Below are 14,034 nucleotides of genomic sequence, written 5' to 3'. Positions count from 1 at the left end.
TATGAATCCTTATCCGATTAAACGGTACGGTTCAGCCAGGCCATGTATTCCGCTACGCCTTCGGCGACGGTTTTGAACGGCTTATCGTAGCCAGCGGCACGCAAATTGGTGAGATCGGCCTGTGTATAGGCCTGATAGCGGCCTTTCAGCTTCTCAGGGAATTCGATGTATTCCACGCCACCTTTATTATGGAAGGCCAGTGTGGCGTCGGCGACGGCTTGGAAGGATTCGGCACGGCCAGTGCCGCAGTTGAAGATGCCCGAAACACCGTTCTGCCAGAACCACAGGTTGACGGCGGCGACATCACCGACGTAGATGAAGTCACGTTTGAAGTTCTCGCTACCGGAGAACAGTTTCGGACTTTCACCCTGATTGATCTGGTTGTTCAGGTGGAATGCCACGCTCGCCATACTGCCTTTGTGGCCTTCGCGCGGTCCGTAGACGTTGAAATAACGGAAACCGCAGATCTGAGATTCCGCTTCCGGCAGAATCTCACGCACGTACTGATCGAACAGGAATTTGGAGTAGCCATAGACGTTTAGCGGCTGCTCGTATTGACGCGCTTCGATGAAGTTATCGTTACGACCGCCGTAGGTGGCGGCAGACGAGGCGTACAGGAACGGAATGTTGCGATCGAGGCAGTAGTGCAACACATCTTTGGAATACTGATAGTTGTTATCCATCATGTATTTGCCGTCCCACTCGGTGGTGGAAGAGCAAGCACCTTCATGGAATATGGCATCAATATCGCCCAGATCGTCGCCTGCAACGATGCTGGCGATGAAATCTTCCTTATCCACGTAATCTGCAATATCCAGATCGACCAGATTGACGAACTTGGTGCCGTCTTTCAGGTTATCGACAACCAGAATGTCCCGGTAGCCGATGTCATTCAGAGATTTTACGATATTGCTGCCGATAAAACCGGCACCGCCAGTAACGATAATCATGGATGCGACCTTTGTTAATCTTGCCGGTGAGGCACCGCGCCCCACACTGTTTATGACCGCTATAATAGCATTTCATTTTACCGCAAGCAGCCAGAGGTTAATTTATCCCGTGTTGTCCCCGTCTTTTTAAGATGATTCAGGCCGTGACGAAGCCAGCATTTTCGGACTGTTTACCCCGCATTTCTGCCCACATCCGCTAGCTTAAAAACCATAAAGCGATCTTTTTATGGGAGAGTAATGCTATGCCTGCTGCTTTTTATCAACAACTTACTACACAAATCATGGCCGCACGCATTGAGGGGGTATTCAAGGAGGAGCGTATTATTACCTCTGCTCAGCAGGCTGAAATCGAGGTGACGGACAGCGATCATCTGCTCAACTTCTGTGCCAATAATTATCTTGGCCTTGCGGATAGCCCTGAGCTGATTGCCGCGGCAAAAGCTGGGTTAGACAGCCATGGCTTCGGCATGGCATCGGTGCGTTTTATCTGCGGAACGCAGGATATCCACAAACAGCTGGAGCGCAATCTGGCGGATTTTCTGGGAATGGAGGACGCGATTCTCTATTCCTCCTGTTTTGATGCCAACGGCGGGCTGTTTGAAACGTTAATGGGCGCGGAGGATGCGATTATTTCCGATGCACTTAACCATGCCTCGATCATCGACGGTATTCGTCTATCGAAGGCGCGGCGCTACCGTTACGCCAATAATGATATGAGCCAACTGGAAGCGCAGCTGCAACTGGCCAGAGCGGAAGGGGCGAAACATATCATGATTGCCACCGATGGCGTTTTCTCGATGGACGGCGTGATTGCGGATTTACGAGGGATCTGTGATCTGGCAGATCGTTATGATGCGTTAGTGATGGTTGATGATTCCCATGCGGTGGGATTTGTGGGTGAACATGGGCGCGGGACGCATGAACATCGTGGGGTAATGGATCGTATCGATATCATTACTGGCACGTTAGGCAAGGCGTTGGGTGGCGCATCGGGCGGTTATACGGCAGGCAAACGTGAGGTGATCGACTGGCTACGCCAGCGCTCTCGCCCTTATTTGTTTTCCAACTCGCTCGCGCCTGCCATTGTCTCCGCATCGCTCAAGGTGCTGGATCTACTGGAACATGGCGGAGAGCGACGTGAGCGGTTGTGGGAAAATACCCGTCTGTTTCGTGAAAAGATGGCTGCCGCAGGGTTCACGCTGGCGGGGGCCGATCACGCCATTGTTCCCGTGATGCTGGGTGAGGCACAACTGGCGCAGGATTTTGCACAGGCGCTACAGCGGGAAGGCGTTTATGTTGCCGGCTTTTTCTATCCCGTTGTTCCCCTTGGTCAAGCGCGTATTCGTACCCAAATATCGGCTGCTCATACGCCGCAGCAAATCCAATTTGCCGTCGAGGCTTTTATCCGCGTGGGCAGACGTCTTGGTGTGATCATATGAGGATACCGTCATGAAAGCATTGGCAAAACTGCGACCAGAAGAAGGTATCTGGATGATGGATGCCCCCACGCCAGATCTCGGGCATAACGACATCATGATTAAAATCCGCAAAAGCGCGATCTGCGGAACGGATGTGCATATTTATAACTGGGACGAATGGTCGCAGAAGACTATTCCCGTACCAATGGTTGTTGGGCATGAATACGTGGGTGAAATTGTCGCTATTGGTCAGGAGGTTAACGGTTTTCATATTGGTGACCGGGTTTCTGGCGAGGGGCATATTACCTGTGGTTATTGCCGCAACTGTCGTGCCGGACGGCGTCATCTATGCCGCAACGCCATCGGCGTCGGGGTAAACCGTCCCGGTTCGTTTGCGGAATATCTGGTTATTCCTGCCTACAACGCATTTCGCATTCCCGACAATATTTCTGACGAGTTGGCCGCCATCTTCGATCCTTTCGGTAACGCCGTACATACCGCCCTTTCCTTCGATTTAGTCGGGGAAGATGTGTTGATTGCCGGAGCTGGGCCGATAGGAATAATGGCGGCAGCGGTGTGCCGTCATGTTGGCGCAAGGAATGTCGTGATTACGGATGTGAATGCGTACCGTCTGGCGCTGGCCAGTAAAATGGGAGCAACGCGCGCCGTCAATGTGGCAGAGGAAAGGCTGGCTGACGTGATGATTGAGCTGGGAATGACTGAGGGGTTTGATATTGGGTTAGAGATGTCGGGCGCGCCATCGGCCTTTCGCGCCATGTTAAAAGCGATGAATCACGGTGGGCGTATCGCCATGCTGGGCATTCCGCATGAACCGATGTCTATTGACTGGGGGGATGTGATTTTTAAGGGATTGTTTATCAAAGGCATCTACGGTCGGGAAATGTTCGAAACCTGGTACAAAATGTCGGCGCTGATTCAGTCCGGGCTGGATTTGTCACCGATTATCACCCACCGCTTTCACATTGATGAGTTTCAGAAAGGGTTCGATGCCATGCGATCGGGTCAGTCGGGTAAGGTTATTCTCAACTGGGACGCAAGATAACCCTGCCGTGGAGAACCCGATAGATAGCAAAAGGGAACGCGCGTCTGAAATTACGGCTGCTTGTGCGTTTCGGTGTCGGCAGGGGTAATCCAGGTCTGCCAGCGATGCTTGATAAACAGTACGGGTGCACTATCCCGGATGCTGCTGCTTACGAGTTTGAAGAAAACATCGTTCTTCACCGGTTCCGGTAGTTTTTTGACCTGACATTGCGGTATGCCGCGGAACGGATTACGCGGCTTGGTTGGCTGCTGTGGCTGAGGCTCATAATGCTGCGCAGGCTCATTCAGCAACTGGCTGGGGCGTACTAAGACGATATCGGCATCTAGCGTGGGCAGCATCTGCTGCAAGACGCGTATAGTTGAAGGATGCGGATGCCCGATAGCAATAGCGGAACCGCTGCGGCGAGCGATTTGCACCGCACGGGTAAACTGTTTACGAATCTCAGCTTCGTTTTGTGAATCATCCAGAAAAACTTTGCGTTTGATGACTTTGACGCCTGTTCCTGCCGCGGCCTGACTCGATTGGCTGCTGCCAATGGTCATACTATCGAGGAAATAGAGTTGGTAAGCGCTTAGCGCCTGCATGACTTTTTGCATACCGGGCAGGCTGGCGGTCATCGCGCTGCCCATATGGTTATTCAACCCCACTGCGTAAGGCACGTTATTGACCGACTGGCGAATGATGCGCTGAATTTCATCGCTGCCCATATCGGGGCGTAATGTGTCACGCTCCAATGGCTGCTTGCTCATCGGTGCCATCGGCAGATGGATCAGGACTTCTCGCCCTTGCTGGTGGGCTTTGGTCGCCATTTCACGGGCGTATGGCGCGTTGGGTAATACCGCGACAGAAATCGCCGTTGGCATTGCAAGAATCTGGTTTTCATTATGCGGGCGATAGCCGAAATCATCGATGACGATGGAAAGCTTGCCAGCTAGTGCCAAAGGAGACAACGCGAACAGACTCAATGCTAATAACGGTGCTTTGGTTAAATAAGACAAAACTATCTTCCCAGCCAAGGTTGTGGATTGACCGCCTGACCCTGACGACGGATTTCAAAATACAGCCCGGGCTGGCTTTGCCCGCCGCTGGTACCGACCAGCGCAATCGGCTGACCGGCTTTGACCTGAGCGCCAACGGAAACCAATGCGCTCTGGTTATAGCCATACAGGCTCATATCGCCTTTGCCATGCTGCACAACCACGACCAGTCCGTAGCCCTGTAGCCAGTCGGCCATCAGGACAGTACCGTCGGCAATGGCTTTCACTTCTGTCCCTTCCGGTGCAGTAATCACCAAGCCTTTCCAACGTAGCTCACCCTGTAGCGGCTCGCCGAAGCGATGCTCAATACGGCCGTTAACGGGCCATATGGCTTGACCAGAAGGTCGCCCTAAACCGCCAGTGCGCGCCATAAGTGAGCGTTCACCTTCAGTGGGTTTGTAACTGCTGCCGCTGCGTTTGGCTTGTTCTTCTTTGGCTCGAACTTTGGCAGCCTCGCGTGCTTCCCGTTCAGCACGGGCTTTCGCTTCTCGCTCGGCGCGAGCGATCTGATCGCGCAATCGGGTTTCATTCTGGCGCAATTCCGTTAGCTGTTGCTGATCTTTTTCCAGCGAACTTTCCAGCGTCGACAGCGTTTTCTTTCGATCGGACTGCGCCTGTTCCAGCGTTTGCTGTTGCTGCTGTTGGTCACTTAACAGCGTTTTTTGCTGCGCCTGTTTTTGTTCTAACTGACGCCGCTGATTTGCCAGTTCTATGCGAGTTTGCTGCAACTCGTTGATGGATTTCTGCCGTGCTTCATTCAGATAGCCGAAGTAGGCGAGGATGCGTTCGTTGCGCTGGCTTTCTTCTCCGCTCAGCATGAGTTGCAGTGCGCTGTGCTGACCTTGTCGGAAGGCGGCATCAAGCTGACGGGAAAGGAGCGTTTGTTGCTTATCCTGCTGAGATTGCAGTTTTGCGATAGAGGCGCTGAGGCTGGCTAATTCTTTATTCAGTGTGGACAGCGTATTGCGCGTTTCATGCAGTTGACGGCTTGCCTGAGAGATAGACTGCTCTTGCTTTTTCAACTGCTGGACTAATGTACTGCGCTGCTTTTGTTGCGCTTGAACGCTTTTTTCTTTTGCGGCGATATCTTGTTGCAGGGTCTTAAGCTGTGCCTGATTATCTTCCGCCTGGCCGAGCGCGGGCAACAGCAAAACGCCAACGCAGAGTGCGCTGACGCAGCGGGTGAGCAGCCTTTGTAATGCGGATAACTGGCGATCTGCGCTACATACCACTCGACTCTGTACAAATAACGCGTTTTTACTCATATCGATAAATTATTCCACGATGAACAGCGGCTTACCAGTTGTCTCTTGTCTGATTTCTATTTCCAGACGTGACAAGCATGGCACAAAGGCGCGTCTCTATGCGTATCAATATATAGATAAATGGAAAGCGCGCCGCAGATTCGATACGCTATGTTGGCTTACTGGCTGTAATTGCCGTATCGCGCAGGTATACTCAGGAACCTTATATTTTTGTTGCTTAACTGATCCGGGAGCCGTTACACCCCATGCAAGAGATTATGCCATTCGTTAGCAAGAACCCTATTTTGAGCATCGCCTGGGTTGCGCTGTTGGTTGCGGTAATTGTACTTACTGTGAAGAGTAAACTGTCGAACGTGAAAGAAGTGGTTCGCGGTGAAGCGATCCGACTGATTAATAAAGAAGATGCTGTCGTCGTTGATATCCGTAACCGCGATGACTATCGCCGTGGCCATATTGCCAGCGCATTTAACCTGTTGCCAGTCGACATTAAAAACGGCAGCGTAGGTGAACTTGAAAAACATAAGTCGCAGCCGATTATCGTGGTCTGCGCCAACGGCCTCTCTTCACGCGAAGCGGCCGAGAATTTGCACAAAGCCGGTTTTGAGCGTGTGCAGGTACTGAAAGATGGCCTGGCTGGCTGGAGCGGTGAGAATCTGCCTTTAGTCCGCGGCAAATAAAACGGTTTGTGGTAAAACTATCCGCATCGTGCCACGTGCAGTAAGTCATACACAGCGAAATGGCAACGATTTTGCAGGATAATCGACAGGCCGATTGCAGTACGACAATGACAGAAATGTGCTGACGTCCGCCTACTCATGACGACGGAAGACGTCAAGAAAATCTAACAAAAGGGTATTACTCAACATGTCTGAACAAAACAACACAGAAATGGCTTTCCAAATCCAGCGTATCTACACCAAAGATATCTCTTTTGAAGCGCCGAATGCGCCTCAGGTGTTCCAGCAGGAATGGCAGCCGGAAGTAAAACTGGATCTGGATACGGCCTCTAGCCAACTGGCTGATGACATCTATGAAGTTGTACTGCGTGTGACTGTAACGGCTTCTCTGGGTGAAGAAACTGCATTTCTGTGTGAAGTTCAGCAAGGTGGTATCTTTACCGTTGGCGGTATCGAAGGGACCCAACTGGCACATTGCCTGGGCGCATACTGCCCGAACATTCTGTTCCCTTACGCGCGTGAGTGCATCACCAGCCTGGTTTCTCGCGGTACTTTCCCGCAACTGAACCTGGCACCGGTTAACTTTGATGCGCTGTTCATGAATTACCTGCAACAGCAGACCGAAGGTGAAGGCGCTGCGCAGCATCAGGATGCCTGATGAACGCGTCTGACGCATCTATGACCGTCATCGGTGCCGGTTCATACGGCACCGCATTGGCCATTACGCTGGCGCGTAATGGCCATCGAGTTGTGCTATGGGGTCATAACCCTACGCACATTCAGGCGCTACAGGCCGCCCGCTGTAATCAGGCATTCCTGCCGGATGTACCTTTCCCCGATTCGCTACAGTTGGAAACGAATCTGGCGCGGGCGCTCGCTGCCAGCAGAGACGTGCTGGTTGTTGTGCCGAGCCATGTATTCGGTGATGTTCTGCGTCAATTGAAACCTCACTTGCGTGCCGATGCGCGTATCGTGTGGGCGACCAAAGGGCTGGAAGCGGAAACCGGGCGTCTGTTGCAAGATGTCGCACGCGAAGCGCTGGGCGAAACCATCCCGCTTGCGGTGGTATCCGGCCCGACCTTTGCCAAAGAATTAGCCGCTGGCATGCCGACGGCTATTGCTCTTGCAGCAACGGACAGTGAATTTGCTGATGACCTGCAACGGCTACTGCATTGTGGGAAGAGCTTCCGTGTTTACAGTAATCCAGATTTTATCGGCGTACAGTTAGGCGGAGCAGTGAAAAACGTCATTGCTATCGGTGCCGGGATGTCAGACGGCATTGGGTTTGGTGCTAATGCTCGTACCGCATTGATCACCCGTGGGCTGGCTGAAATGACCCGACTTGGCGCGGCGCTAGGCGCTGATCCTAGTACCTTTATGGGGATGGCTGGGCTTGGCGATTTGGTGCTGACCTGTACTGATAATCAGTCCCGCAACCGACGCTTCGGCATGATGTTGGGGCAAGGAATGGATGTACAGAGTGCGCAGGATAGTATTGGTCAGGTTGTTGAAGGGTATCGCAATACGAAAGAAGTTCTGGCACTAGCGCAGCGCTACGGCGTTGAAATGCCGATAACTGAGCAACTGTGGCAGGTTCTGTATTGTGGGAAAGACGCCAGAGAAGCGGCGCTGAGCCTGTTAGGGCGCACACGTAAAGACGAAACCGCCAAATTATAAAACACGTCGTTCTCTGCTGGGCTTCCTAATCCTGGAAGCTCATAGTATCTTCATTTTCTTGTACGTGAGCGGTGGGCTAACAAGCCTGTTGTTTGGAACTGATATACGTTGTGGTGTGTGGTCTCTCGGAGAGTAAGGCAATGTCGACAGAAGAACTGGAACTGGTCTGGACCAATATCAAAGCAGAAGCGCGCAGTCTCGCGGACTGTGAACCGATGTTGGCCAGCTTTTTTCACGCCACATTGCTGAAGCACGAGAACCTGGGTAGTGCGCTGAGCTACATGCTGGCGAATAAGTTAGCCAATTCGATTATGCCTGCGATTGCTATTCGTGAGGTGGTCGAAGAAGCCTATAGCGCCGACCCGCAGATGATTGTTTCTGCCGCTCGCGATATTCAGGCCGTCTGCCTGCGCGATCCCGCGGTGGATAAATATTCAACGCCTCTGCTCTACCTGAAAGGGTTTCATGCATTGCAGGCTTATCGCATTGGTCACTGGCTTTGGTCTCAGGATCGTAAAGCGTTGGCGGTCTATTTCCAGAATCAGATCTCAGTTTCTTTCGGTGTCGATATTCACCCAGCGGCGAGAATCGGTTGTGGGATCATGCTCGATCACGCAACAGGTATTGTGATCGGTGAAACGGCAGTGGTTGAAAATGATGTATCCATTCTGCAATCTGTGACGCTGGGCGGTACGGGTAAAACCAGTGGCGATCGTCACCCTAAAATTCGTGAAGGCGTCATGATTGGTGCAGGCGCTAAAATTCTGGGGAATATCGAGGTGGGATGTGGCGCAAAAATTGGTGCCGGTTCTGTCGTACTGCAATCTGTTCCTCCCCATACGACGGCGGCAGGGGTTCCGGCTCGTATCGTCGGTCGCCCGGAAAGCGATAAACCTGCCATGGATATGGATCAGTATTTCAACGGCATCAACCGTGGTTTTGAATATGGTGATGGCATCTAACCTGCTACGCCAGTGATTCACGCTATTCAATCTGAAGCGAGATACGGCGCTTAACCCCCACCAGAATATAAACCACCGACAAATAAGGTGGTTTTTTGTTATTTTGGCTAAGAAACATCTGAAAGCATCTCTGTATTCACCATCTATTTAGCCAAAGTTGCTGTTTATCCCTTCATAATAGGCGGCCTTGGTTTCCCGGTTATATAGGCAGATTACACAAACTGAGCTATATATTTTGGTAACTACAAAATAGTTTTGTTCGGATCACCTTTGTTTGAATGGAATCGTGACGCTGTTACAGAGAATCTTATATGTATTTGAAGCGAATTTTAATCACGTTAAGTTTGATTACACTACCCGTTGTTCCTTTTTTAAGCTACGCAGCAGAAAGCATAAATAATGTAGGGACAAATAATACGAGTAGCACAGCAAATCTCGCATCCACTGCGTCTGATTCCAGTGACTTGGTGTCGGATAAGCATGAGGAAAGCTGGTGGCAGAGAAGTAAAAACAATCTGTCTACTACCTGGAATTCGCCACAGAGCCACGATATTTACATTCCGACCATCACTTGGCATAACCGTTGGACGTACGATAAAGAAAAGACTGACAGATATAATGAAAGGCCATGGGGCGCGGGCTACGGTGTTTCCCGTTTAGATAAGGACGGGGACTGGCACGGGCTTTATATCATGGCGTTCAAAGACTCTTATAACAAATGGGAGCCTATTGGTGGCTATGGTTATGAAAAGCGTTGGCGGCCAACCAGCGATCAGGATTTTCAATTGGGCCTGGGCTTTACGGCGGGTTTCACGATGCGTGATAACTGGAACTATATTCCAATTCCCGTCTTGTTGCCTTTGGCATCAATAAGCTATAGCAAGCTCTCTTTCCAGGCGACTTACATCCCTGGAACATACAATAACGGCAATGTTTTCTTTGCCTGGTTCAGATGGCAGATTTAGTGGCCTTTTATTTTTTTTCGAGAATATTTTTTTCGTAAAAAAGAAAAACCTAATATAAAGTAGTATCGATGCCATATTTTTTGGGATCGTTACTACTTTATTATTATATTTTATAATTCCTATAACATATATTAATGGGAAAAGCTCGGAGCTCCCCTTAATGCTTCTCTAGCTATCTATATCGAATGATACTATTCGTGGTTTTATTATATGGAGAGTCTATTGAATATTTCATATTGACTAAACTATAATCATAAAATGATTTCAATTTTTTAGAATTAAATGTATAGCAGGCTGATATTTTTATTGATTTAACGTGATTTTTAGTAAGTTACTTGAGTAAGTAAGCGGTCTTTTTACGTCTATAGTTAATGTGTTTTCCATTGTTAAATTCGTAAACTTTAAGAATTTATGGATTAAATAATATAAAAGGATTTTATATGGCGAATAATATTTATTTAACATTAACGGGTAATCAACAGGGAAAAATATCTGCTGAGTGTGGCACTGTTGACTCGATTGGGAATAAATATCAGATAGGACATAGAGATCAAATCTTTGTGTTACAGTTTGATCACGCTATCAGCCGAAACCAAAATATTAGTCATCAACCTATAACCTTTTGTAAACCCATCGATAAATCTTCCCCACTCTTGGGAAATGCCATATCAAAAAACGAAAAACTCGAACTTTTATTCGACTTTTACCGTACGGCGAATACGGGTACACAGGAAAAATATTATTCTGTGAAACTCCTTGGAGCAGTTATAAGGAACATTACCGTTTCTTATCCGCATGCCTTGACCCATGCAGAGAATCAGCCAGAAGAAATGATATCTATTGCGTATCAAAGCATAGATTGGCAACACCATATTGCTGGAACTGGCGGTTATAGTTTATGGGAAGAGCAAGTGTACTAATATACAGGTAACGATTATGATAGGTGATGTTATCGTACGAAATAAATTTTGTGATATTTCTAAAGTTAGATTTAGAAAATGGGATGAAATTGATGTTATTTTTTGGAAGTTTGGTAAAAGCAATCCTGAAAGGAAGAGTGGCGGATATTATTTAAACGCATATAAAGATGCCTATATCCAGTACAACAAAGAAAGAATCATAAAATATGCTAACCAAGCTGGAATTCTTCCTGAGTTACTTGGTGGTGTTGCTTGGATTGAGTCAGGCGGAATGCCAGAGGAATATAAATTCCAGGTATTTGAGATAAAACGGCTTTTGAAACTAAAGTCATCTCCTGAAAATCAAACTTCTTTTGGTTCTGTTGCTATGCAAATTCAGGTAGCAGCTAGAACCTTGGGATTAAATCCTGATATTTTGACAACGCGCGATCAGCTGGAATTAGCAACTTGCCTGATGGAGGATGATTTTAACCTCTGGCTTGTTGCGCAGCACCTAAGAGATATGATCCTCTATGATTATCCGAGCGTTGCTGCACTTTATTTGACTGATGAACAATACATAATGGCGGGGATTCGTTATAACCGAGGTATACAAAGAAAGTTGAGTGAATTTATTCGTTTTATCGATGCTAAGCCAGAACGTAATTCTGCAGAATTCGACTACATTTCTTATGGGATACGACTACTACAAATTAGAAACCATATAAGAAAACTTCTGGAGCTTAGTACCTGAATGAACATAAGTAAGGAAAAGATCGTCGATGTTATCTCTATGGTAGGGTATTTTGTATTCGCCTATTTTGTGATGGGGTTACTCTCGATCAACAAATATGATTGGATGATTGAATCGGGAGACTCTGTCTGTAGCATTCCCCACCAATCTCTCAGTAACCGTATCTTACAAGCGGGTGTGTCGGCTCTATTGTTGATAATACCTTTATTTATTGCGTTAGTACGTAACATTTTCATAAAAAATCGCTATAAAATAACCTATTACATAGTTGGTATACTGTGCGTCATTCTGTATGGCGGATGGCTTTTCTTTGGTCGATTTTTTTTATGTTAATTGACTGACTCCGTCAAAATGCTCTGATCTCATTGTGATTAACGCTCATTTTAAAAAAAGTGTTCAATACCCTCATGAATATAATGGAATAACTATTTATCCTCAGGGGATAAATGTATGAGCACCCGATGCTTTCACTTGGTTATTATTTAATCTAATGTAAACCATATTGACTGAAATTCATTCAGCCATCTCCGCTACAATGGCGCTACTTTTTTCTCAGTGGATGCTGTCGTGCCATTACTCATTATCACCACTATTTTGTGGGCATTTTCATTCAGTCTGATTGGCGAATATCTGGCTGGTCAGGTTGATAGCTGGTTTTCTGCGATGTTCCGTCTGACGGCGGCGGCTGTGGTGTTTTTGCCATTCCTACGTTGGCGAGGTTACGCGCCACGCGTCATTTTTTTGTATATGTTAGTTGGTGCTTGCCAACTTGGTATCATGTACCTGTTTGTGTTCCAGGCTTACCTGTACCTGACCGTACCTGAGTTTTTGCTTTTCACGGTGATGACGCCGCTTTACGTCACGCTGATTTACGATTTGCTTGCCCGGCAGCACCTGCGCTGGGGCTACGCGATGAGTGCGCTGCTGGCGGTATTCGGGGCGGCAGTGATCCACTATCATGGCGTGAGTGAGCACTTTTGGTGGGGGTTCCTGCTGGTGCAGGTGGCTAACGTGTGTTTTGCCGCAGGTCAGGTTGGCTATAAGCGTCTGATGGAGGTTCATCCTGTGCCACAGCACTGCGCATTTTCCTGGTTTTATCTGGGGGCTGCGATCGTGACAATAGCCGCATGGCTGCTCTTCGGCAATATGGATAAATTACCCACCACAACCATGCAGTGGGGCGTGTTGGTCTGGCTGGGTATTGGCGCTTCTGGTCTTGGCTATTTTATGTGGAACTACGGCGCAACGCAGGTGGATGCCGGAACGCTCAGCATAATGAATAACTTTCACGTGCCAGCCGGTCTACTGGTCAACTTCGCCATCTGGCACAAAACGCCAGACTGGCTGAGCTTTATCGTAGGGACGGCGATCATTACGTCCTCACTGTGGGTACACCAGCATTGGGTCGTGAAGCGTCCTTTACGAACGGCAAATGATCACAAGCGTGCTGACGCGCCGAACGAATAAATGCATCAATGACCGGTTGGCGCTGTTCTCCGTCGCGGACGGCGGCGTACAACCGGCTCCAAAGCCCATCCCCCAACGATTTGGTCACAATCAACCCTTGGCGTTCAAAGCTTTCCACCACCCAGTGCGGTAACGCGGCGATGCCCATACGGGCGGCGACCATCTGAATCAACAGCAGTGTATTATCCACACTTTTCAGTGCAGGACTGATGCCTGCTGGTTGTAAAAAGTGACGCCAAACGTCCAACCGCTGCCGTTGTACCGGGTAGATCATCAGGGTTTCTGCGCTGAAATCTTCCGGTTCGATTTTTTCTTTTTGTGCCAGTGGATGTTCGGGAGCCAGCACTAGCCTGACTTCAAAATCAAACAGAGGTGAATAGTGCAGGCCACTGCGTGGCATGATGTCTGAAGTCATGACCAGATCCAGCTCGCCTTGCTGGAGCGCGGGCTGCGGATCAAACGTCACACCTGATTTAAAATCCATTACGACCTGCGGCCAATGTTGATGAAACTCGTCTAGCGCAGGCGTCAGCCACTGAATACAGCTATGGCACTCAATAGCCAGGCGCAGCGTGGTTTGGTGCGGTTCATGGCACGCCTGCAACGCCTGCTGAATTTGCGGTAACACCTGCTCTGCCAACTGCAACAAAATTTCTCCCTGAGGCGTAAAGCGCAGCGGCTGGCTTTTACGCACGAATAGCCTGAACCCAAGGCGCTGTTCCAGATCGCTGAACTGATGGGATAACGCCGATTGGGTTTGATGAAGTGCAGCGGCAGCGGCGGCTAACGATCCGGTATTGCGCAGTGCTTGCAGCGTTCGCAGGTGTTTAAATTCGATCATGAGAGTCCTTCACAGTGACAGTGAACAAATTGCGCTTGTGCTTACTACAGTACCTGCGG

The 14,034-nt window shown here is 49.0% G+C and carries 15 protein-coding genes; 11 read left to right on the top strand and 4 right to left on the bottom strand.

Annotated features, from left to right (window positions below; all coding sequences use genetic code 11):
- Nucleotides 1-17: 17 nt before the first annotated feature.
- On the bottom strand, nt 18-950 hold the full coding sequence (gene rfaD, locus CLR69_RS20095; RefSeq protein WP_129709089.1) for an ADP-glyceromanno-heptose 6-epimerase: 933 nt from the start codon (nt 948-950) through the stop codon (nt 18-20).
- Nucleotides 951-1,192: 242 nt separating this feature from the next.
- Between rfaD and CLR69_RS20090 the strand changes: the two genes are divergently transcribed.
- Both CLR69_RS20090 and tdh read left to right on the top strand, forming a co-directional pair.
- The gene (locus CLR69_RS20090; protein ID WP_129713130.1) at nt 1,193-2,389 is read left to right on the top strand and encodes a glycine C-acetyltransferase; all 1,197 of its coding nucleotides are present in this window, start codon (nt 1,193-1,195) and stop codon (nt 2,387-2,389) included.
- Between the two features lie 10 nt (nt 2,390-2,399).
- Nucleotides 2,400-3,431, top strand: a complete 1,032-nt coding sequence (gene tdh / locus CLR69_RS20085) for an L-threonine 3-dehydrogenase (RefSeq protein ID WP_129713131.1) — start codon at nt 2,400-2,402, stop codon at nt 3,429-3,431.
- Nucleotides 3,432-3,481: 50 nt separating this feature from the next.
- On the opposite strand, the gene CLR69_RS20080 is transcribed toward tdh, so the two are convergent.
- Together CLR69_RS20080 and envC are read right to left on the bottom strand one after the other, a co-directional pair.
- On the bottom strand, nt 3,482-4,429 hold the full coding sequence (locus tag CLR69_RS20080; protein WP_129713132.1) for a divergent polysaccharide deacetylase family protein: 948 nt from the start codon (nt 4,427-4,429) through the stop codon (nt 3,482-3,484).
- 2 nt (nt 4,430-4,431) lie between these two features.
- Entirely contained in the window at nt 4,432-5,733 is a 1,302-nt protein-coding gene (gene envC, locus CLR69_RS20075; protein WP_129713133.1) for a murein hydrolase activator EnvC, read from the bottom strand.
- 245 nt (nt 5,734-5,978) lie between these two features.
- Here envC and CLR69_RS20070 point away from each other — a divergent pair, with 245 nt between their 5' ends.
- The 9 genes from CLR69_RS20070 to CLR69_RS20025 all read left to right on the top strand — a co-directional run bounded on the left by CLR69_RS20070 (nt 5,979) and on the right by CLR69_RS20025 (nt 13,134).
- Nucleotides 5,979-6,410, top strand: coding sequence for a rhodanese-like domain-containing protein (locus CLR69_RS20070; RefSeq protein ID WP_129709072.1), 432 nt, complete (start codon nt 5,979-5,981; stop codon nt 6,408-6,410).
- 187 nt (nt 6,411-6,597) lie between these two features.
- Entirely contained in the window at nt 6,598-7,068 is a 471-nt protein-coding gene (gene secB, locus CLR69_RS20065; RefSeq protein WP_014913761.1) for a protein-export chaperone SecB, read from the top strand.
- Nucleotides 7,068-8,087 carry an NAD(P)H-dependent glycerol-3-phosphate dehydrogenase gene (gene gpsA / locus CLR69_RS20060; protein WP_129709069.1) on the top strand — a complete coding sequence of 340 codons (1,020 nt, stop codon included), beginning with the start codon at nt 7,068-7,070 and terminating at the stop codon, nt 8,085-8,087. The genes secB and gpsA overlap by 1 nt, the downstream gene beginning before the upstream one ends.
- A gap of 140 nt (nt 8,088-8,227) precedes the next feature.
- Nucleotides 8,228-9,049, top strand: coding sequence for a serine O-acetyltransferase (gene cysE, locus CLR69_RS20055; RefSeq protein WP_129709065.1), 822 nt, complete (start codon nt 8,228-8,230; stop codon nt 9,047-9,049).
- Between the two features lie 311 nt (nt 9,050-9,360).
- Nucleotides 9,361-10,014, top strand: coding sequence for a lipid IV(A) palmitoyltransferase PagP (gene pagP / locus CLR69_RS20045; RefSeq protein ID WP_129709062.1), 654 nt, complete (start codon nt 9,361-9,363; stop codon nt 10,012-10,014).
- 440 nt (nt 10,015-10,454) lie between these two features.
- Nucleotides 10,455-10,934 (top strand): Hcp family type VI secretion system effector, encoded by a 480-nt coding sequence (locus CLR69_RS20040; protein ID WP_129713134.1) that lies wholly within the window; start codon nt 10,455-10,457, stop codon nt 10,932-10,934.
- A 16-nt stretch (nt 10,935-10,950) separates the two neighbouring features.
- Nucleotides 10,951-11,667 carry a hypothetical protein gene (locus CLR69_RS20035; protein WP_129713135.1) on the top strand — a complete coding sequence of 239 codons (717 nt, stop codon included), beginning with the start codon at nt 10,951-10,953 and terminating at the stop codon, nt 11,665-11,667.
- Nucleotides 11,668-12,000, top strand: coding sequence for a YjeO family protein (locus tag CLR69_RS20030; protein ID WP_129709053.1), 333 nt, complete (start codon nt 11,668-11,670; stop codon nt 11,998-12,000).
- Nucleotides 12,001-12,234: 234 nt separating this feature from the next.
- Nucleotides 12,235-13,134 (top strand): carboxylate/amino acid/amine transporter, encoded by a 900-nt coding sequence (locus tag CLR69_RS20025; RefSeq protein ID WP_129713136.1) that lies wholly within the window; start codon nt 12,235-12,237, stop codon nt 13,132-13,134.
- On the opposite strand, the gene metR is transcribed toward CLR69_RS20025, so the two are convergent.
- Nucleotides 13,040-13,975 carry an HTH-type transcriptional regulator MetR gene (gene metR, locus CLR69_RS20020; protein ID WP_129709047.1) on the bottom strand — a complete coding sequence of 312 codons (936 nt, stop codon included), beginning with the start codon at nt 13,973-13,975 and terminating at the stop codon, nt 13,040-13,042. The genes CLR69_RS20025 and metR overlap by 95 nt on opposite strands.
- Between the last annotated feature and the right edge of the window lie 59 nt (nt 13,976-14,034).

This window comes from Pectobacterium zantedeschiae, assembly GCF_004137795.1.
Classification (GTDB): domain Bacteria; phylum Pseudomonadota; class Gammaproteobacteria; order Enterobacterales; family Enterobacteriaceae; genus Pectobacterium; species Pectobacterium zantedeschiae.
Note: the sequence above shows the minus strand (reverse complement) of the source record. Positions and strands in the feature narration are given on the sequence as shown.